Annotated in this window: 20 protein-coding genes; 10 read left to right on the forward strand and 10 right to left on the reverse strand. The window is 66.1% G+C overall.

The window, feature by feature from the left end:
* Positions 1 to 112 precede the first annotated feature (112 nt).
* Positions 113 to 1,351 (forward strand): MFS transporter, encoded by a 1,239-nt coding sequence (locus LB552_RS26225; RefSeq protein WP_224611061.1) that lies wholly within the window; start codon positions 113 to 115, stop codon positions 1,349 to 1,351.
* Between the two features lie 87 nt (positions 1,352 to 1,438).
* Here LB552_RS26225 and LB552_RS26230 read toward each other — a convergent pair whose 3' ends face one another.
* Together LB552_RS26230 and LB552_RS29710 are read right to left on the reverse strand one after the other, a co-directional pair.
* A complete protein-coding gene (locus tag LB552_RS26230) occupies positions 1,439 to 1,669 on the reverse strand; it encodes a hypothetical protein (RefSeq protein WP_217574228.1) in 231 nt (76 codons plus the stop codon).
* Between the two features lie 164 nt (positions 1,670 to 1,833).
* A complete protein-coding gene (locus LB552_RS29710; RefSeq protein WP_263481795.1) occupies positions 1,834 to 1,956 on the reverse strand; it encodes a hypothetical protein in 123 nt (40 codons plus the stop codon).
* Positions 1,957 to 2,358: 402 nt separating this feature from the next.
* Here LB552_RS29710 and LB552_RS26235 point away from each other — a divergent pair, with 402 nt between their 5' ends.
* Both LB552_RS26235 and LB552_RS26240 read left to right on the forward strand, forming a co-directional pair.
* Positions 2,359 to 3,465: an efflux RND transporter periplasmic adaptor subunit gene (locus LB552_RS26235; protein WP_181174947.1), complete on the forward strand. Its 1,107-nt coding sequence runs from the start codon at positions 2,359 to 2,361 to the stop codon at positions 3,463 to 3,465.
* Positions 3,462 to 6,665, forward strand: a complete 3,204-nt coding sequence (locus LB552_RS26240) for an efflux RND transporter permease subunit (protein ID WP_095769588.1) — start codon at positions 3,462 to 3,464, stop codon at positions 6,663 to 6,665. Before LB552_RS26235 ends, LB552_RS26240 begins: the two co-directional genes overlap by 4 nt.
* Before the next feature lie 125 nt (positions 6,666 to 6,790).
* Here the strand turns inward: LB552_RS26240 and LB552_RS26245 are convergent, their stop codons facing one another.
* The 6 genes from LB552_RS26245 to hemC all read right to left on the reverse strand — a co-directional run bounded on the left by LB552_RS26245 (position 6,791) and on the right by hemC (position 12,845).
* Positions 6,791 to 7,507, reverse strand: a complete 717-nt coding sequence (locus LB552_RS26245) for a glutamine amidotransferase (RefSeq protein WP_140846435.1) — start codon at positions 7,505 to 7,507, stop codon at positions 6,791 to 6,793.
* A gap of 18 nt (positions 7,508 to 7,525) precedes the next feature.
* Positions 7,526 to 8,005, reverse strand: a complete 480-nt coding sequence (locus tag LB552_RS26250) for a TerB family tellurite resistance protein (protein ID WP_140846434.1) — start codon at positions 8,003 to 8,005, stop codon at positions 7,526 to 7,528.
* A gap of 44 nt (positions 8,006 to 8,049) precedes the next feature.
* Entirely contained in the window at positions 8,050 to 9,627 is a 1,578-nt protein-coding gene (locus tag LB552_RS26255; RefSeq protein WP_224611063.1) for a heme biosynthesis protein HemY, read from the reverse strand.
* A gap of 9 nt (positions 9,628 to 9,636) precedes the next feature.
* On the reverse strand, positions 9,637 to 11,106 hold the full coding sequence (locus LB552_RS26260; protein ID WP_224611064.1) for a COG4223 family protein: 1,470 nt from the start codon (positions 11,104 to 11,106) through the stop codon (positions 9,637 to 9,639).
* 100 nt (positions 11,107 to 11,206) lie between these two features.
* Positions 11,207 to 11,920, reverse strand: coding sequence for a uroporphyrinogen-III synthase (locus tag LB552_RS26265; protein ID WP_224611065.1), 714 nt, complete (start codon positions 11,918 to 11,920; stop codon positions 11,207 to 11,209).
* Between the two features lies 1 nt (position 11,921).
* Positions 11,922 to 12,845 carry a hydroxymethylbilane synthase gene (hemC, locus tag LB552_RS26270; protein WP_224611066.1) on the reverse strand — a complete coding sequence of 308 codons (924 nt, stop codon included), beginning with the start codon at positions 12,843 to 12,845 and terminating at the stop codon, positions 11,922 to 11,924.
* Between the two features lie 103 nt (positions 12,846 to 12,948).
* Here hemC and tsaD point away from each other — a divergent pair, with 103 nt between their 5' ends.
* The 6 genes from tsaD to LB552_RS26300 all read left to right on the forward strand — a co-directional run bounded on the left by tsaD (position 12,949) and on the right by LB552_RS26300 (position 16,990).
* Positions 12,949 to 14,034: a tRNA (adenosine(37)-N6)-threonylcarbamoyltransferase complex transferase subunit TsaD gene (tsaD, locus tag LB552_RS26275; RefSeq protein ID WP_224611081.1), complete on the forward strand. Its 1,086-nt coding sequence runs from the start codon at positions 12,949 to 12,951 to the stop codon at positions 14,032 to 14,034.
* Complete coding sequence (locus LB552_RS26280) at positions 14,031 to 15,032, forward strand: NAD(P)H-dependent glycerol-3-phosphate dehydrogenase (RefSeq protein WP_224611067.1); 1,002 nt, start codon at positions 14,031 to 14,033, stop codon at positions 15,030 to 15,032. The genes tsaD and LB552_RS26280 overlap by 4 nt, the downstream gene beginning before the upstream one ends.
* Before the next feature lie 15 nt (positions 15,033 to 15,047).
* Positions 15,048 to 15,344 carry a YciI-like protein gene (locus LB552_RS26285; RefSeq protein ID WP_224611068.1) on the forward strand — a complete coding sequence of 99 codons (297 nt, stop codon included), beginning with the start codon at positions 15,048 to 15,050 and terminating at the stop codon, positions 15,342 to 15,344.
* A gap of 90 nt (positions 15,345 to 15,434) precedes the next feature.
* Positions 15,435 to 15,860: an EVE domain-containing protein gene (locus LB552_RS26290; protein WP_095769579.1), complete on the forward strand. Its 426-nt coding sequence runs from the start codon at positions 15,435 to 15,437 to the stop codon at positions 15,858 to 15,860.
* Positions 15,857 to 16,513: a class I SAM-dependent methyltransferase gene (locus LB552_RS26295; RefSeq protein ID WP_224611069.1), complete on the forward strand. Its 657-nt coding sequence runs from the start codon at positions 15,857 to 15,859 to the stop codon at positions 16,511 to 16,513. The genes LB552_RS26290 and LB552_RS26295 overlap by 4 nt, the downstream gene beginning before the upstream one ends.
* A 51-nt stretch (positions 16,514 to 16,564) precedes the next feature.
* The gene (locus LB552_RS26300) at positions 16,565 to 16,990 is read left to right on the forward strand and encodes a DUF1761 domain-containing protein (RefSeq protein ID WP_224611070.1); all 426 of its coding nucleotides are present in this window, start codon (positions 16,565 to 16,567) and stop codon (positions 16,988 to 16,990) included.
* Positions 16,991 to 17,095: 105 nt separating this feature from the next.
* Here the strand turns inward: LB552_RS26300 and gcvA are convergent, their stop codons facing one another.
* Entirely contained in the window at positions 17,096 to 18,016 is a 921-nt protein-coding gene (gcvA, locus tag LB552_RS26305) for a transcriptional regulator GcvA (protein ID WP_224611071.1), read from the reverse strand.
* Between the two features lie 130 nt (positions 18,017 to 18,146).
* Between gcvA and LB552_RS26310 the strand changes: the two genes are divergently transcribed.
* Complete coding sequence (locus LB552_RS26310; protein ID WP_224611072.1) at positions 18,147 to 18,407, forward strand: hypothetical protein; 261 nt, start codon at positions 18,147 to 18,149, stop codon at positions 18,405 to 18,407.
* A gap of 109 nt (positions 18,408 to 18,516) precedes the next feature.
* On the opposite strand, the gene LB552_RS26315 is transcribed toward LB552_RS26310, so the two are convergent.
* On the reverse strand, positions 18,517 to 19,113 hold the full coding sequence (locus LB552_RS26315; protein WP_140545467.1) for a L,D-transpeptidase: 597 nt from the start codon (positions 19,111 to 19,113) through the stop codon (positions 18,517 to 18,519).
* Between the last annotated feature and the right edge of the window lie 15 nt (positions 19,114 to 19,128).

Genomic DNA, 19,128 nt, shown 5'->3' on the forward strand with positions numbered 1-19,128 from the left:
CGCGGATTTTTTACGCGCATGGCAAGACGAACTGGGCTAAAGGGTTGCGGCCGGACCAGCGCCCACCGTGGAAGTGCCCCGCCGGCCTTTGTCGCAACGGGGCCCTCGAATCATGACAGCCGAAACAACGTCACCAGACCAGCGCTACGCCGCGTTCCGGCACCGCCCGTTCCTCAGCTACTGGACGGCGCGTTTCCTCACGACCTTCGCCACCATGATCGTCTCGGTCGCCGTCGGCTGGCAGGTCTATGACCTGACCCGCAATCCGTTCGACCTCGGCATTGTCGGGATCGTCCAGTTCCTGCCTTCGCTGCTCCTGGTCCTGGTCACCGGCGTCGTCGCCGACCGCTTCGGCCGCCGGCTGATCATGACGCTGGCGACCCTGGTCGAGGCCGGCTGCGCCTTGGCCCTGCTGCTTCTGACGCTGCGCGGCCTGACCGGCCCGCTGCCGATCTTTGCCGTATTAGTGATGTTCGGCATAGCCCGCGCCTTTTACGGCCCCGCTTCGTCCTCGCTGTTCGCCAATCTCGTGCCGCAGGAAGACTTCGCCAACGCGATAGCCTGGAATTCGTCGGCCTGGCAGACGGCGACCATCGTCGGCCCGGTCGCCGGCGGCCTGCTCTACGGCGTGTCGGCGGAAGTCGCCTACGCCACCGCCGCTGTGCTGATGCTGGTTGCGGGCATGCTTGTGTTCACCATTCCCAAGCCTGCCCAGCAGACGGCCACCGACAAGCCGACGATGCAGACGCTGTTTGCCGGCTTCAGCTACATCTGGGGCGAGAAGATCGTGCTCGGTGCGATCTCGCTCGACCTGTTCGCCGTGCTCCTGTCGGGCGCCTTTGCGTTGCTGCCGGTCTATGCGCGCGACATTTTGCAGCTTGGTCCCTGGGGGCTCGGACTGCTGCGCTCGGCGCCGGGCATCGGCGCCATCTGCGTCGCCGTCTGGCTGGCCGGCCATCCGATCCGCGACCATGCCGGCAAGATCATGCTCGGCTTCGTCGCCTTGTACGGCGCCTCGATAATGCTGTTCGGCCTGTCGACCATCACTTGGCTGTCCATCGTCGCGCTCGCCTTGCTTGGAGCGACCGACATGTTCAGCGTCTACATCCGCGAGACGCTGATCCAGCTCTGGACGCCGGACGAGGTGCGCGGCCGCGTCAACGCCGTCAACCAGGTCTTCGTCGGCGCCTCGAACGAGGTCGGTGAATTCCGCGCCGGCACCATGGCGGCGCTGATCGGCACGGTTCCCGCCGTGGTGATCGGCGGCATCGGCGCCATCGCCGTCGCTGGCTTGTGGGCCTATCTGTTCCCAGCACTGCGGCAGGTGCGGCATCTCAACAGCCGGAATTGACTGAGTTCTGAATCCAAGCCGCTGGATCCGACGTTCGGGCCAATCACGCTGCGCCGTCGACCAGCGAGGTAGGGTCGGAAGCTGTTTTTACTCCGAAAAGCTCACGCTGACGCCCCGCTGCCGAAAATAGGCCTGCATCAACTTGCGGCCGGCGCGGTTGTTCTGCACCAGCTTGGCCGGATCGAACACCGCCTGTTTCTTCCCCTCCCGCGCCAGCGCTGCCTTGAGTGCCGCGATATGCGCATCGAGGTCGGCATTGTCCGCTCGGAGTGAGGCATAGATATTTTCGGTCGCCTCGGCCAAGGTCAGTTCGCTCACAGTGTCGTCCTCTTGATTGGTCGGGCGGCGCCTTAGCACAGATTCGCGGCTCCGCCGATAGCGGCCAGACCGGCGATGCACAGCGCCGGCGGGGAAAGCCGATGCATTCGCCGGCGCCTCGGAGCTAGCAACGACACTTATTTGGACGGCTGCGCCGCGTCGCGCTACTCAAGCGCGGTCGTGCGGATGATTTCAGCGATCTCCGGGCTGCTGCTGCACAGCATCTGGAAATCCGACGAAAGCAGCGACAGGAGTGAAACCGCTGTTGCAGCGCTGACGGTCGCCATACGCTCTCGCTGCGATGCGCATCATCACCAAACGGTGAACTCCGATGTCCGGGATTGCTTGGTGACCGGACGCCAGGGCGAGCACGAACTTTGACTCGTGGCGTGAAGTGGCCATCGCGTCTGTATGATCGATGTCGGCCTTGCCGGATGGCGATGGGCAGCCACGGGGTGGACATTTCAGCCCGCATGGAAAATGATCATGTTGCTGTGCACAACGCTGCAGTCTGATCTCCACTAGAAGCCTGAGCGTGAAGCGGATCAATCGACCTCCGGGTCCAGCGAGCGGGGACGCAAATGGACACCACAGGGAATGGGCAATTGCATCGCGACGCGGGCGGGCGACCCCGTCGATCGGCCAACTGGCTTGCCCGCGCCGCCGTGTCGGCGGCATTCCTGCTCGGCATGGCTTTCGGCAGCGCTGCGTTGGCGCAGGACCAGCAGCTACCAGCGGTGACGGCGGCCAAGCCGGTGGTGCGTGATATCGTCGAAGACGACGAGTTCGTCGGGCGCTTCGAAGCCGTCGACCAGGTCGCCATCCGTTCGCGCGTCAGCGGCTATCTGGACAAGGTCAGCTTCCAGGACGGCTCGCTGGTCAACAAGGGCGACCTGCTCTTCACCATCGACCAGCGTCCGTACCAGGCCGCTTATGATGCCGCCAAATCGCAAGTGGACGTCGCCAAGTCACTGCTCGAATTCACCAAGATGCAGCTGGATCGCGCCAACGAGCTTGCCAAGACCGGCAACATCTCGCCCGCCACGGTCGACGACCGCCGGCGGGAATACCTTGCGGCGCAGGCGCAGATGCAGGGCGCGACGGCTGCGCTGACGACGGCCAGCCTGAACATGGAATTCACCGAGATCAAGGCACCTTTATCCGGCCGCATCGACCGCCGGCTGGTGTCGGTCGGCAACCTCGTGCAGCCGGATTCCACCTTGCTGACGACCATCGTCACGCGCGACCCGATCGACTTCTATTTCGACGTCGATGAGCGCCTGTATTTCAGCTACGCCCGCGACGCGAAGGCGCGCGGCGGCAGCATGCAGGAAGGCGCCAGCGGGCTCGATGTGGAGGTTCATGTCGCCGACCGCGCGGAGGCGGTGTTCAAAGGCAAGCTCGATTTTGCCGAGAACCGGATCGACAACGCGACCGGCACCATGCGGGTGCGTGCGAAGTTTGCCAACCCCGACGGCATTCTCCAGCCAGGCATGTTCGGGCGCATCAACGTGCCGGGGTCGCTGCCGCATAGCGGCGTGCTGGTGCCCGACGACGCGATCGGCGCCGATCAGGATCGACGCATCGTCTTCCTGGTGGATGAGGCCGGGATGGTGTCGGCGAAGCCCGTGCGCACCGGCCCGCTTCTCGACGGCTACCGGGTGATCCGCTCGGGCCTGACCGGCGGCGAGACGATCATCGTCAAAGGGCTGATGCACGCCAGGCCTGGCACCAAAGTGAAGGCCGAGATGGTGACGTTGCCGCCCAAGGCCGACACCGCCGGGTTGCAGCAATGAGGTTCGCACATTTCTTCGTCGACCGCCCCATCTTCGCATCGGTCGTTTCGATCGTCCTGCTGATCCTCGGCGGGATTGCTTATACCCAGCTGCCGGTCGCGCAATATCCCGAGATCGCGCCGCCGACCATCGTCGTTCGCGCGCAGTATCCGGGCGCCGACGCCCAGACGGTCGCAGCGACGGTGGCAACACCGATCGAGCAGGAGATCAACGGCGTCGAGGGCATGCTCTACATGTCGTCCTATTCGTCGGGCGACGGGTCGATGGCGCTGACCATCACCTTCAAGCTGGGCACCGATCTCGACAAGGCGCAGGTGCTTGTGCAGAACCGCGTGTCGGTCGCCGAGCCGCGCCTGCCCGAAGAAGTCCGCCGCCTCGGCATCACCACCACCAAGAGCTCGCCCGACCTGATGATGGTCGTGCACATGCTGTCGCCCGACAATACCTACGACCAGCTCTACGTCTCGAACTACGCCCGCTCGCGGGTGCGCGACATACTGCTCAGGTTAGACGGCGTCGGCGACCTCATCATCTTCGGCGAACGCGAATATTCGCTGCGCATCTGGCTTGATCCGGAAAAACTGTCCGCCCTGGGGATGACCTCAGGCGATGTGGTGCAGGCGCTGCGCGACCAGAACGTCCAAGTGTCGGGCGGCTCGATCGGCGCGCCGCCGACCGGCACCGGCACGGCGTTCCAGTACACGGTCACCACGCAAGGCCGCTTCAACGACGCCCGCGACTTCCGATACGTGATCGTCAAATCGACCGACGACGGCCGCCTGATCTCGCTGCAGGACGTTGCGCGCATCGAGCTCGGAGCCAAGGATTACGTGACCAACTCCTATCTCAACGGCAAACCGGCGGTGGCGCTCGCCATCTTCCAGCGGCCGGGCACCAATGCGCTCGCCGCGGCCGCGGAGATCCAGGACAAGATGAAGGAGCTTTCCCGCGACTTCCCGAACGGGTTGAGCTACGAAATCGTCTACAATCCGACAGAATTCGTCGCCGAGTCGATCCACGAGGTCTACAAGACGATCCTCGAGGCGATGTTGCTGGTCATCATCGTCATCATCGTCTTCCTGCAGTCGTGGCGCATGGCGATCGTGCCGATCGTGGCGATCCCCGTGTCGCTGATCGGCACGCTGGCTGTGCTTTACGCCGCCGGCTTCTCGCTCAACATGCTGACGCTGTTCGGGCTCGTTCTGGCGATCGGCATCGTCGTCGACGATGCGATCGTCGTGGTCGAGAACGTCGAGCGCAATATCGCCAGTGGGCTCGCGCCCAATCCGGCGTCGCACCTGACCATGAATGAAGTCGGAACGGCCATTATCGCGATCTCGCTGGTGCTGATAGCCGTCTTCGTGCCGACAGCCTTCATCCCCGGCATTTCCGGGCAATTCTACCTGCAGTTTGCGATCACCATCGCGGTGTCGACGGCGATCTCGGCATTCAATTCGCTGACGCTTTCGCCGGCGCTGGCCGCACTGCTGTTCAAGTCGCACCGCGCCGCGGCGGCGCCGCCTCGCTTTTTCCTGGCGCGGTTCGGACGGGCGCTCGCCGACGGGTTCAATCGCGGCTTCGACAGGGTCGCCCATTGGTATTCGAGCATCATCCGCGTGCTGGTCGGCTCGTGGATAACGATCGCCGCCATGCTGGCCGTTTTCGCGGGCCTGATCTCCGCCACGGTCTACATGGCGCAGGCCGTGCCGCGCGGTTTCATCCCATCGCTCGACCAGGGCTATGCGATCGTCGTGGTCCAGTTGCCCGACGGCGCCTCGCTGTCGAGGACCGATGCGGTCATCCAGCAGGCGTCGCAGATCATCCAGAAAACGCCAGGCGTCGACTACGCGGTCGCCTTCGCCGGCTTCTCCGGCGCGACCTTCACCAACGCCAGCAACCAGGGCGTGATCTTCGCCAGGTTCAAGCCGTTTGACGAGCGGCTGAAAGCCGGCCAGTCGGCGACCAAGGTCATCGGCAATCTGTTCGGCAGCCTGCAAAGCATCAAGGAAGCCTTCATTATCGCACTGCCGCCGCCGCCGATCCGCGGCGTCGGCAATGCCGGCGGCTTCAAGCTGCAGATCCAGGAGCGCAACAGCGCCGACATGCGGCAGATCCTGGCGCTTGCCTACGAAATCGCCGGCAAGGCCAATAAGACGCCGGGGCTGACAGGCGTGTTCACCACGTTCTCCGCGTCGAGCCCGCAATTCTTCCTGGCGATCGATCGCGACAAGGCGCGCATCCTGAACGTGCCGATCCCCAACATCTTCGAGACACTGTCGATCAATCTGGGCACCGCCTACGTCAACGACTTCAACGCTTTCGGGCGCGTCTACCAGGTGCGGGCGCAGGCCGACCAGGCGTTCCGCCTCGATCGCTCCGACATCTTGAAATTGAAGGTTCGCTCGGCGACCGGCGCGCTGGTTCCGCTCGGCACGTTGATCGAGATCCGCGACGTCACCGGCCCGGCGCTGGTCCAGCGCTACAACATGTACGTCTCGGTGCCGCTGCAGGGCAACGCCGCGCCTGGCGTCTCCACGGGCGACGCGCTGGCATTGATGGAAGGGATCACGGCAAAGACATTGCCGGCCGGTACCTCCTATGAATGGACCGAGCTTGCCTATCAGGAGCGCAACACCGGCAATGCCGCCGTCTATATCTTCGGACTGTCGGTGCTGTTCGTGTTCCTGGCGCTGGCGGCGCAATATGAAAGCTGGGTGTTGCCGTTCGCCATTGTGCTGGTGGTGCCGCTCGGCGTGCTCGCGGCGTTGCTTGGCGTGACTTTCCGAGGGCTGGACAACAACATTCTCGTGCAGATCGGCCTCATCGTGCTGATCGGGCTTGCCGCCAAGAACGCGATCCTGATCGTCGAATTCGCGCGGCAGGCGCAGGAACGCGGCCTGTCGGCCGCCGAGGCCGCCGTCGAAGCCTGCCGGCTCAGGCTGCGGCCGATCCTGATGACCGCCTTCGCGTTCATCCTCGGCGTCGTGCCGCTGATGATCGCAACGGGCCCGGGCGCAGAAATGCGCCAGTCGCTCGGCACCGCGGTGTTCTCCGGCATGCTCGGGGTCACCTTCGTCGGCCTGTTCCTGACGCCGGTGTTCTACGTCACGCTCAGGTCGCTGTTTTCACGGCGCAAGCCCCGTGCCGAAGCCGAGCCTTCGGGGCCTGCAGAGGCGCCGTCGGAGACGGCCGCCGAGTAGGGTTACGGATTCGCCGCGTCGGGCGCAGAAAATTGGCGCGGCGAGGCAACGATCTGCGCGACCTCGGCAGGTGCGGCGCAGATGCTGGTCGGTCTGATCCAGTCCAACAGCCGCATCAGTTTGCCCTACCCCACAGCCGGCCTGCCAAAAATCAGCCCCAAAAACTCGCCCAGCCAGCGCTTGAGGTGCATGTCCCAGATCAGCCGGCCGCCGAGATGGTCGCGGCCGGGCTGGGCGCCGGGGAGTTCGAAGCGATGTGCGCCGCGCACCACCCAGCGCTGCATCATCGCCCTTGTCAGCTCGCCATGGAACTGGATGCCCCAGGCATTCTCGCCATAACGGAACGCCTGGTTGGGATAGGTTTCCGCGGTCGCCAGCAGCGTCGCTTCCTTCGGCAGCGAAAAGCCCTCGCGGTGGAACTGGTAGACCATCTCCGGCCAGTGCAGCAGTTTCTTGCCAGCCTCGGTCGCCTTCAGCGGATACCAGCCGATCTCGACCAGGCCTTCGCCGTGGCCCTCGACCTTGCCGCCGAGATGGTTGGCGAGCATCTGCGCCCCAAGGCAGATGCCGAGGAACGGCCGGTTCTCCTTGAGCGGGATTTCCAGCCAGTCGGTTTCGCGGCGGACGAACTCGTCCTCGTCATTGGCGCTCATCGGCCCGCCGAAGATAACCGCGCCGGCATGATCGTTCAGCGTGCAGGGCAATTCGTCACCCAAGGGCGGGCGGCGGATGTCGAGGTCGAAGCCTTCTTCCAGGAGCATGTGGCCGACGCGGCCGGGGCTCGAAGTCTCCTGATGCAGCACGATCAGGATTTTTGGTCTCGGCCTCGATCTGGGTGGCATGGAAGGCGAAGGATCCTGCTATTCGTCGCTCGATTCGCCCCGCGCGCCGGGCACCTCGGCTGCCGCCTTGCGGCGCGCCTCGATGCGGTCGCGACGCTCGACGCCGATCAGCTCGGCGACCCGCCAGACGGTGTTGTCCTCGAGCTCGTCAAGCTCGCCATCGGCATAGACGATTTCCCACATCAGGCCGATGAAGGCCTTGCGCGCCTCGGGGTCGAGGTGGCGCTTCAAGACGCTGGTGAAGGCGTAGAGGTCGATCGCCTCGTTGTCGGCGCGCTCGCCGGCCGCCGCCAGCGCATCGAGCTCCTCGCCGCTCACCGAATAGGTCTCGGCCAGGATCTGCTTGAACCGTTCCCACTCGACGTCCTGGCGTACGCCGTCGGCGTTCATCACATGATAGAGCAGCGCCGAAGCCGCGACGCGCGGATCGTCGGCGCTCGGCTTGGTCTCGCGCCCAGCCGGCAGATCCCTCAGGAAGGACAATACGCGCTCGAACATCGATGTTTTTTCCCTGCCCAACAACCCGGTCCCAGAACACAGCCTCAGAACAAACGAAAGCGGCGCGGCGATTTTTCCGCTTCTTCTTCCGGCGCGACACCAGGGTCGTCCGGCAGAGGCGGCAGCTCCGGACCGGGCTCGCCGATTTCAGCCTCGCTGACGGCTTCCGCAACGGACGCTTGCTTCTCGCCGCCGTTTGAAGGCACCGGCGCCGGCTTCTCGGCCGGAGCATCGGCGACGATGTCGATCGCCTTTTCGGCGACAGGCTGGACAGGCGGCGCAGCGGTGATCGCCGGTACGGCGACATCCGCGTCGCTGTCGATCAGCTGGCCAAGCCGCTCCATCGGCGCCCGCCAGGTGAAGGCATCGAGCTTGCCGGTGACCGGCGACACCGGCGCCCAGCGCTCGGAGATGACGCCGTCCGCCACCCAGGCCGGATCGCGCGGCGCGCGCACGGCCTTCGACAGCAGCTGCCGCACCTTGCCCTGGTCGCCCGTCTCGGCCTCCTCGATATCGGCGAGCAGAAGATATGCGCCCTCGCGACGATCCATGCGGATCGCGGCCTCCGCCTCGCGCCGCGCCGTGGCGAAATCCTGAGCATTGAGCGCTGCGCGCGCCACGGCCATCGACGACTCGGGATGATTCCTCTTCAATTCCTGCAGCTTCTTCGCGCGGTTCAGACGATCGAGCACGGCGTCGCCCGGCCTGGCATGGGTGTAGAGCTCGGCGATGTCGGGATGCGGCTCGGCCTTCCAGGCGGCCTCCAGGATCTTGGAGCCCTTGCGCACGTCGTTTTGCCGGATAACCAGATCGGCGGCGATCACCGCCGCCGGCGCGAAATCCGGCGCCAGCTTGTTGGCTTCGAGCGCCGCGGTGCGGGCCGCATTCGGGTCGCTGTCGACCAGCGCCTGCGCCTTGGCGGTGAGCAGCACGGCGCGGCGGCGGTTGGCGGCGTCACGCTCGATCTGCCTGGTCGATTTCTGCGCCTCGACCAGCTTCAGCGCGCCGTCCCAGTCGCCGCGTTCGGTAAGTTCCTCCAGCGTCGATTCCGCCGCCCAGGCAAGTTGCGGCGCCACCGCCGCCGCGCGGCCGGCATAGTGGCGCGCGGCATTGCGGTCGCCGAGGCGCTCGGCCTCCAGATAGAGCCCGCGCAGGCCGAGCAGCCGCATCTCGGGATCGTCGAGCATGCGCTCGAATTTCTCCCGCGCGCCTTTATGGTCGCCTTCGAGCAGCGAGGCCTGGGCGTCGAGCAGGTTGATCAGCGGCTCCTGATCGGAGCTGATCAGCTTGGCCGCCTCCTTGGTCTTCTTGCGCGCCAGCGCGCCGTCGCCGGCGCCGGCGGCGATCATGCCCGTCGACAATGCCTGGTATCCGCGGTCGCGGCGGCGCACCCTAAAATAGCGCGAGATCGTGTAGGGGCTGTTCCACAGCGACTTGATCAGCCACCAGACGATCATCACCGCCGCCACAACAGCGACGATCGCCACCGCCGCCACCATCAGCGTGACCTGGTACTGGTAGCCGTTGAAGGTGACGAGCATCTCGCCCGGGCGGTCTGCCAGCCAGGCAAAGCCGAGCCCGAGCGCGAAGACGACGGCGAGGAAGACGAGGATGCGGATCATCTTGTCTCCTTAAGCCTTCGTCGCGCCGGCAATCAGCGCTTCGAGCTGCTTTTCGACCTCCAGCCGTGCCTTCAGTTTGCCGGCAAAATCGGCGCCGGCCGCCTTTGCCGCGTCCGGCAGCGCGTCATATTCGCTGAGCGCCTTGGCGTAGTCGCCCTGGTTGACCGCCACTTCCATGCGCGCGACGGTTTCCGGCACGCCCTTGCCCTCGACCGCGCCGACCGGCCGCACCTTGACCAGCGATTCAGCGCTCGACACCAAGCTCTGGAAGAAGCCGGCATTCTGGTCGACCGGCTTTGCCGCCTCGACCATGGCGTTGGCGGCGGCATCGGCCTCCGCAGCGATGGTGGCGCGGGTCGGCACGCCCTTTTCGGCATAGGAGCGCAGCGCCGCGAGCTCAGGCGCATCCGGCGCGATCGCCGCGAACGTGTCGAGCTCGGTCGCGAAAGGCGCGCCGCGATCGAGCGCCGACTTCAGCGCCGAGGCGGCGATCGCCAGCGCGATCTTGGGTTGCGAGGCCTGCGCCTCGACCTTGCCGGAAAGCTGCGATACGGACTGCTCCAGCGCCGCCACCCTGCCGTCCTCGGCCTTGGCCGCATCGCCCGCCGATTTCACCAGCGCGTCGAGCCCTGCGATCTTCTCGTTGAGCGGACCGAGATCGGCGGGTGCCGCATTGCCGTTCTTCTGCAGCTCGGCGACGGTTGTCTCGATCTGGCCGACCTTGTCGCCGAGCGCCTTGAGCGCAGCGCCGTCGCCGCCCTGGCCGGCCGACGATTTCAGCGCCGCCACATCGGCCTTGACCTGATCGAGCGCCGAGGACAGGCCGTCGATCTTGGCCGAGGTGCCGCCGCTTTCCTTCAGCGCCGCGATTTCGCTTTTCAGCGAAGCGATCTCGCCGTTGACGCTCTCGAGCGACCAGCCGCCCGGTCCCGACGAGCCGAGCAGGCCGACCGCTTGCAGCAGGCCGGCGCCGGCAAGCGCGATCACGCCGCCGACGACGCCCGCAGCGATGGCGTTGACGCCGGTTCTGCGCGGGGGCTGCGGCACGCCATCCTCGCCCCATGTCTCACTTCGTGTCTCGCTTGCCTTCGATGCCGAGGCGCCGGCGCCAGGCGCGGATGCGTCCTCGAAATTGTAATCGAAGCCCTTGGGCTGGCTCTTCGGCGCATCGGACGCGCCGGGATACGGCGCCTCCGGCTCGTCCTTGCCGGCCTCTGATTTATCGGCAGTTGCCTGCGCGGCGTCGCTATGCTCCCACGGCTCGATATCGGCCTGCTCGGCATGGATCGGCTCTTCCGGCGGCTCCGGCTGCGAAGCGGCGGCGGCCTCTTCCGCCTTCGCCTCGTCGGTTTGCCCTGCCTTGGCCTCGGCCTTCGCGGCCTCCTCGTCGGTGATTCGCGAGACGGCGCCGGGCTCGAGTTCGATGGTCACCGGCTCGCGCCGGGTCTTCGAATGTCGCATCTTCGGCGTCTTGACCATGCTTTGGGCTCCGCGAACTGGCTTGAGGATGGTTCAAAGGGTCCAGGGGATGCTCTAGCACATCACCAAGCGGTGAAAAGGGGCGGTGTGATGACGCGGCTCAGCCGGGCAGCGACAAAAGCGCCAGCAGCTGCTCTTCCTCGGGTTTGGACGCGATGCGGACCCTGTCACCGGCAACCCCGTCGAGCGGCTCGGCGACACGCGCCGAAAGCGCCAGGAATTCCGTTCTTACAAAGAGATGCCGCAAGGCCGGCCGCGCAATCAGGCTGACCAGCGCCAAGCTGGCCTTGGCCGAATAGAGCAGTGCGGCCTCGACCGGCCGGCCCGACAGGCGGGCGACCACATCGGCATCGCCATAGTCGACAGCTGTCGTGTCGTAGGTCTCGATCGCCTGGACATGCACGCCAGCCGCCGCCAACCGCTGCTCGAACGCAGGCAAGCGGACGCGGCCGCACAGATAGACGATCGCCCTACCGGCAAGGCCGCCGGCGATGGCATCGGTCAGCGCCTCGGCGTCGCCCGGACCTTCCGTGACGGAGAGGAATCCCGCCGCGCGGCAGGCTTCCGCCGTCCGTTTGCCAACTGCGTGGCAAGGCAGGCGCGCAAGTGCCGCGATCAGCGCCTTCGGCGCATGCCGCACCGCATTGGCGCTGGTGACGACGACCGCGACGCCATCGGTGCCGATGCTCGCCTCGACCGGCAATGCGCTCGTCTCGGTCAGCGGCAGCAGGACGGGTTGGAATCCCAGGGCTTCGAGGCGCCGTGCCGTGCGCGACGCGCCAGGCTCCGGCCTCGTCACCAGGACGCGGACCATGTCAGGCCCAGCCGTCGAAGAATGTCGCACCAGCCTTGGTGCGGACCGTGCGCGCCGCGTCCAGACCGATCTCCGCCGCGTCGGCAGCCTCGCCTTCCAGCCGGACCTCATGCGATTCCGTGCCGTCGGGCGAGATGATCAGCCCGGCGAAGGACAGTTTTTCGCCCGACACCATCGCATGGCCGGCGATCGGCGTGCGGCAGGAGCCGTCGAGCGCGGCGAGAAAGGCGCGCTCGCAGGTAAGCGCCTGGCCGGTTGGCACGTGATGGATCGCCGCCAGCATCTTTTCGACGTCGCGGTCGCCGATGCGGGTTTCGATGCCGATCGCGCCTTGTCCCGGCGCCGGCGGAAAGGCTTCCAGCGGCATCAGGTCGGTGACGACATGCTCAAGTCCGAGGCGCTTCAATCCGGCATAGGCCAGGATGGTGCCCTCGGCGACGCCTTCGTCGAGCTTGCGCAGCCTGGTCTGCACATTGCCGCGGAAGATCACCACGTCGAGATCCGGCCGCATGCGGCGGATCAGCGCTTGACGGCGCAGCGATGACGATCCGACCGTGGCGCCATGCGGCAGGTCGGCGATCCGCTTCACGTTCTTGCCGATGAAGGCGTCGCGCGCGTCCTCGCGCGGCAGGAAGGTGACAAGCTCCAGGCCGACGGGCAGCACCGTCGGCATGTCCTTCGACGAATGCACGGCGATGTCGATGCGGCGCTCGAGCAGCGCTTCCTCGATCTCCTTGGTGAACAGGCCCTTGCCGCCGGCCTCCGACAGCGGCCGGTCCTGGATGCGGTCACCACTGGTCGAGATCGGCACCACTTCGAACGCCTCTTCGGGCAGGCCATGCGCCTGCATCAGCCGCGCCCGCGTCTCATGCGCCTGGGCCAATGCCAGCGGGCTGCCGCGTGTTCCGATTTTCAAAGTTTGCATGGCGCGCGGTCCGTGATAACCCCCAGGGCAGCTTGAGGTCTGCCGGGCCTTTTCCTAATTGGGATTGGCCGGTGATACAATCATAGAGGCCAGCGACCAATTGATCCGCGTTCTGGGCATTGAGACGAGCTGCGACGAGACGGCGGCCAGCGTTGTGGCGCTGGACGGCGTCGCCGCGCCCGAAATTCTGTCCAACGTGGTGCTCAGCCAGATCGAGGAGCATGCGGCCTTCGGCGGCGTCGTGCCCGAGATCGCCGCACGCGCCCATGTCGAGGCGCTGGACGGTATCATCGAGGCGGCGCTCGCCGATTCGGCGGTGTCGCTCGATGAGATCGACGCGATCGCCGCGACAGCAGGGCCGGGCCTGGTCGGCGGATTGATCGTCGGCCTGATGACGGCCAAGGCAATCGCCGCCGCCGCCAACAAGCCGCTGATCGCCATCAACCACCTCGAGGGCCACGCGCTGACGGCGCGGCTGACCCACGGTCTCGATTTTCCTTATCTGCTTCTGCTCGTCTCCGGCGGCCACACCCAGATCGTCGCGGTGCGCGGCGTCGGCGATTACCAGCGCTGGGCGACCACCATAGACGATGCGCTGGGCGAGGCCTTCGACAAGACCGCCAAGATGCTTGGCCTGCCCTATCCCGGCGGCCCGAATGTCGAGAAGGCGGCCGTCAGCGGGGATGCAGGCCGCTTTGCCTTCCCGCGCCCGATGAAGGGCTCGGCGCAGCCCGATTTCTCCTTCTCCGGTTTGAAGACGGCGGTGCGCCAGGCGGCGAGCGCGATCGCGCCGCTAAGCAACCAGGACGTCGCCGACATCTGCGCCTCTTTCCAGGCGGCGGTGGCGGACGCGCTGGGCGATCGTGTCGGCCGCGCCCTTGCCGGCTTCCGCCAGGAATTTCCGGACCATGCAAAGCCGGCGCTGGTCGTTGCCGGCGGCGTCGCCGCCAACCGCACGATCAAGGCGACGCTCGAAGCGCTGTGTTTCGAGGCCGGCTTCGCATTCGTCGCGCCGCCGCAGAAGCTTTGCACCGACAATGCGGCGATGATCGCCTGGGCCGGCATAGAGCGGCTGCGCGCCGGCATCGCCGACGAAAACGCCGCCGATTTCGTGCCGCGCTCGCGCTGGCCGCTCGACAGTGTTTCCGCGCCTCTGGTCGGCTCGGGCCGGCGTGGTGCCAAGGCATGACCAAGAAAAGCACCAGCGGCTGGCGTGTTGCGGTGCTGGGCGGCGGCGCCTGGGGCACGGCGCTGGCGCTGGCCATGCTGCGCGCCGGCCACGATGTCCGGCTCTATGCGCGCGACGCCGAAACCGTCGCCGCCATCGCCCGCGGCGAGAACCCGCGCTACCTGCCCGGCATCAGGATTGAGCCCGGCATCACGGCCACCAGCGACATTGCCTCGGCGCTTGACGGCGCCGACTGCGTGCTCGCCGTGACGCCGGCGCAGTCGCTGCGCGCCGTCCTGGCCACTGCCCGCAACCACGTTCCTGCAGGCGTGCCGCTGGTGCTCTGCGCCAAGGGCATCGAGCGCGACACCGGCGCACTGCTCTCGGCGATCGTCGAGGAAAGCCTGCCGGGCAATCCGGTCGCGGCGCTTTCCGGCCCGAGCTTCGCCAGCGACGTCGCGCGCGGCCTGCCGACCGCCGTGGTGGTTGCCGCCCGCGATGCGGAATTGGCGGCCGAGCTTGCCGCGCGCTTTTCGGCGGAGAACCTGCGCTGCTATTCGAGCGACGACCTGATTGGCGTCGAGATCGGCGGCGCGCTGAAGAACGTCTTTGCCATTGCCGCCGGTGCTGTCACCGGCGCAGGCCTCGGCGCCAGCGCCCAGGCCGCCATGGTGACGCGCGGCTTCGTCGAATTGCGCCGCATCGGCGCGGCCTTCGACGCCCGGCCGGAAACGCTGATGGGGCTTTCAGGCCTCGGCGACCTCTTGCTCACCTGTTCTTCCGCCCAATCGCGCAACTTCGCCTACGGCCTGGCGCTCGGCCAGGGCAAGCCGCTTGCCGGCCTGCCGCTGGCCGAAGGCGTGCCCACGGCGGGGATTGCCGCCCGCATCGCCGCCGAGCGCGGCATCGAGGCGCCGATCATTTCGGCCGTCGCCGCCATCCTCGACGGCAAGGTGACCATCGGCCAGGCCGTGACCGCGCTGATGACGAGGCCGCTCAAAACCGAAACCGACATCTGACCATCGGAGCTGAAAATGCTGTTTGCGTTGATTTGCAAGGACAAGCCCGGCAGCCTGCAGCTGCGCGTCGACACGCGGCCGGCGCATGCTGCGTTCCTGGAAGGCCTGATCGCCGAGGGCAAGCTTGCCTTTGCAGGTCCCTTCCTCGACGCCGACGGCAAGCCGGACGGCAGCCTGGTGATGATCGAAGCGCCGGACATGGCTGCTGCCCAAGCTTTGGCCGCGGCCGATCCCTACGCCAAGGCCGGCCTGTTCGAAAGCGTCGATATCCGTCCGTGGAACTGGGTCTTCCAGAAGCCCGCCGGCGCATGATTGGCTGCTCTCGCCGCATCGACGGCGAGAGAGTAAGCATAGACGGGAACGCCATGCGTGGCGGTGCGACAAAGCGATGGGACAAACGATATGAACTACTGGCTGTTCAAGTCCGAACCCTCGGTCTTTTCCTTCGAGGCGCTGAAGGCCAAAGGCAAGGCCGGCACGCAATGGGACGGCGTGCGCAACTACGCCGCCCGCAACAACATGAAGGCGATGCAGATCGGCGATCTCGGTTTCTTCTACCATTCCAATGAGGGCCTCGACATCGTCGGCATCGCCGAGGTCTGCGCGCTGGCCCATCCCGACACCACGACCGACGATCCGCGCTGGGAATGCGTCGACATCCGCGCCTATAAGGACGTGCCGAAGCCGGTGACGCTTGAAGAGGTCAAGGCCAACCCGAAGCTCGCCGAGATGGCGCTGGTCCGGCTCGGCCGGCTTTCCGTGCAGCCGGTGACGCCGGCTGAATGGAAAGAGGTCTGCCGCATGGCCGAGCTCAACCCGGCGCCGTGACCAAGCTCACGCCGAGAAGCGCGAGAAAGTTCATCCTCGACAATACGGCGCTGATGGCGCCGCCGCATGTGCCGGAAGTGCTTCTGCACCTCGCCGACGAGGCGCATGATCTATGGCTGCGCACCGAGGAGGAGCTGGCCGAGATCGGCCTGCCGCCGCCCTTCTGGGCCTTCGCCTGGGCCGGCGGCCAGGGCCTCGCCCGCTATGTGCTCGATAATCCGGGGACTGTACGCGGCAAACGGGTGCTCGATTTCGCCTCCGGTTCCGGCCTCGTCGCGATCGCAGCGATGAAAGCCGGCGCTAGCCAAGTGATCGCCGCCGACATCGACCCGTTCTGCGAGACGGCGATCGCGCTCAACCTCGAAGCCAACGGCGTTGAAGCGCAATTCCGCGGCACGGATTGCGTCGGCATCGACGATGGCTGGGACGTCGTGCTCGCCGGTGACGTCTTCTACGACAAGGCCTTCGCCGAACGGGTGCTGCCCTGGTTCGGATCTCTGAAGGCGCGCGGCGCCGAAATCCTCGTCGGCGATCCGGGCCGTGCCTATCTCCCCAGGACCGGGTTGGAAGCGCTTGCCGTCTACCAGGTTCCGGTGACGCGCGTGCTGGAAGATGCCGAGGTCAAGCGCACCACCGTCTGGCGCCTTGCTTGACGCGATCGCCGAACAAGCGTTCCATCGCCTTTCAACTTGGAGGGGAAAAGCATGGATTTTTCGGTCGTGAACTGGCTGGCGGTGATCGCCGCCGCAATCGTCGCGTGGCTGTTCGGCGCCGCCTGGTACATGGGCTTGAGCAAGCCTTGGCTGAAGGCCGCCAAGCTCGACCCGGCCACCATGCAGCGCTCGGTCGCTCCCTTCGTCGTCAGCTTCATCGCCGAGCTGATCATGGCGCTCGTGCTGACGCTGGTGGTGGGTGCGATAACCGGCGGCGAGCCGAACCCGATCGCGGGGTTACTGTTCGGCTTCGTGCTCTGGCTCGGATTCATCGCCACCACGCTCACCGTCAACCACCGCTATGAAGGCTTCGGCTGGGCCCTGACGCTGATCGATGCCGGCCACTGGATGGGCGTGATGCTGATCATCGGCGCCGTCATCGGCTGGTTCGGCGCGCCGGCCGCCCCGGCCGGCTAAAGCAACTCCAGGAAAGTAGCGGTTTTCCGTCCGGAATTGCGCGGAAACAAGTATTTAGAGCGGTTCGTCGATTCAGAGAAACGCTGAACCGCTCTAAGCCGGCCGTCACGTCGGCGTCTTCGCCGCCTCCTCGGTAAGCCATTCGCGAAAGGCGACGACGCGCGCGTCGTCCTTCGCCGCCTCCGGATAGACCAGGAAATAGGCGAATTCCGGCGCGACCTTGATGCCGAGCTCGAAAGGCCGCACCAGACGTCCTTGCGAAAGATCGTTGGCGACCATGGCGAAGTCGGCGAGCGCCACCGCGTTGCCGTCGAGCGCCGCCTGGGTGGCGTCGGTAGACGACCCGAAGACCAGCGTGCGGCTGTCGTCGAAATCGTCGACGCCGGCCGCGTGCATCCACATGCTCCAGTTCGGCCAGGTCACGCCCTGCCGCGACCATTCGATATGCGCGAGCGTGTGGTTGAACAGGTCGCGCGGCTCCTTCAGCGGCGGACCTGACGCCAGCAGCGCCGGGCTGCACACCGGGATGATGATGTTCTCGAACAGCCGATGCGCGCAGAGCCCCGGATATTTGCCGGCGCCGAAGCGGATGCCGACATCGACGTCGTCGAGGTCGAAATCCCGGACATCGTAGGTGATGTCGAAGCGCAGCTCGATGCCCGGCTTTTGCTTGCGGAAGTCGTCGACGCGGCGCATCAGCCATTTCGTCGCGAACTGCGCGTCGAGCGTTACCTTCAGCAGCGCCGTGCCGCGGGTCATCTTGCGGGCGCGGCTGACGGCGCGGTTCAGCAGCTCAAGCGCATCGACCGAGGCCTCCAGCAGCACATTGCCTGCCTCCGTCAGCCGGATGGTGCGGCTGGTGCGCGTGAACAGCACCAGCCCGAGCTGATCCTCGATTTCCTTGATCTGGTGGCTGACCGCCGCTGGCGTCAGGCCGAGCTCGTCGGCCGCGCGGGTGAAGTTGAGATGCCTGGCCGCCGCTTCGAACGTCCGCAGCGCACGCGTTCCCGGAAGCAGCTTGGACATGCGATCTCCAAATAAAACTTGATGATCGGAAAAGAACTACTCGTTTCCAGTTTGTTTTTCAATCCGGCATCATGGCTTCATCGAAACACCATAAAACCGGATTTGATATCCGGAGAACACGGATAGAGCCATGTCTGAGATCGCCCTGAGGCCCTGCACCACCCTGGAATCCCCTTCCGGCTTCGCCCTTTGGCTGCGTTCGGCACGCGATTGGCTGCGCCAGGCCCGCGTCGCCGCCCGGCTGTCCCACGATCCGATCGAAGACCTCTCCGACAGCCAGTTGCGCGACATCGGCGCCGGACGTCGAGACGTCGCGAAGACGATGGACAGGGAGCTTCGTGAGATCGGGCTGCTCGGCACGGGCTGGCAGAAACCGGGAAAGAGGCATTAGGGATTAGGCAGTAGGCAATAGCGACGAGACACCTACTGCCTGCTGCCTGCTGCCTGCTGCCTGCTGCCTGCTGCCTGCTGCCTGCTGCCTGCTGCCTGCTGCCTACTGCCTACCTCACCACCTTCACCACCGTCCTGTCCGACAGCAACGGAAGCAGCCTCGCCATGGTCCGCGCCGTCACCGCCACGCAGCCTTGCGTCGGCGTGAAGCCCGGCCGGGCCAGATGGAAGAAGATCGCGCTGCCGCGCCCGCGCCGGCGCGGCGCGATGTTCCAGTCGAGCACCAGGCAGACATCGTAAAGTCGGTCGTCGCGCTTCATCCGCTCATGGCTGGCGCCATAGGGGATCTTGACCGGGCGATTGTAGTTGCGGTCGTCCGGCACCTCGCACCAGCCGAGATCCGGGCCGATCGGCGCCATTGGCAGCCTCGTCCTGCGTCCGCCCGCGAAATGATCGCCCCGGAAATAACCTGACAGGATGCGCATCGACGCCAGCGGCGTCGCGCCGTCCCCTTCATGCTTGTTGGCGGAGATGCCGCCGCGCCCCAAAGCGCAGGGAAACACCGTTTTGCCGGCTTGCAGGAAGCCTTGCGCGGGGTTGCCGGGGCGCGCGCGCACTACCAAAACGCTCAAGCCCTTCGGCAAAAATGCGCCCGACGCATTGCGCGCACGTTTTTTCTTGTATGATTGGGTCACGGAACAAATCACTGTGATCGGCTGTTG

Source organism: Mesorhizobium sp. CA7, assembly GCF_020165015.1.
Classification (GTDB): Bacteria; Pseudomonadota; Alphaproteobacteria; order Rhizobiales; family Rhizobiaceae; genus Mesorhizobium.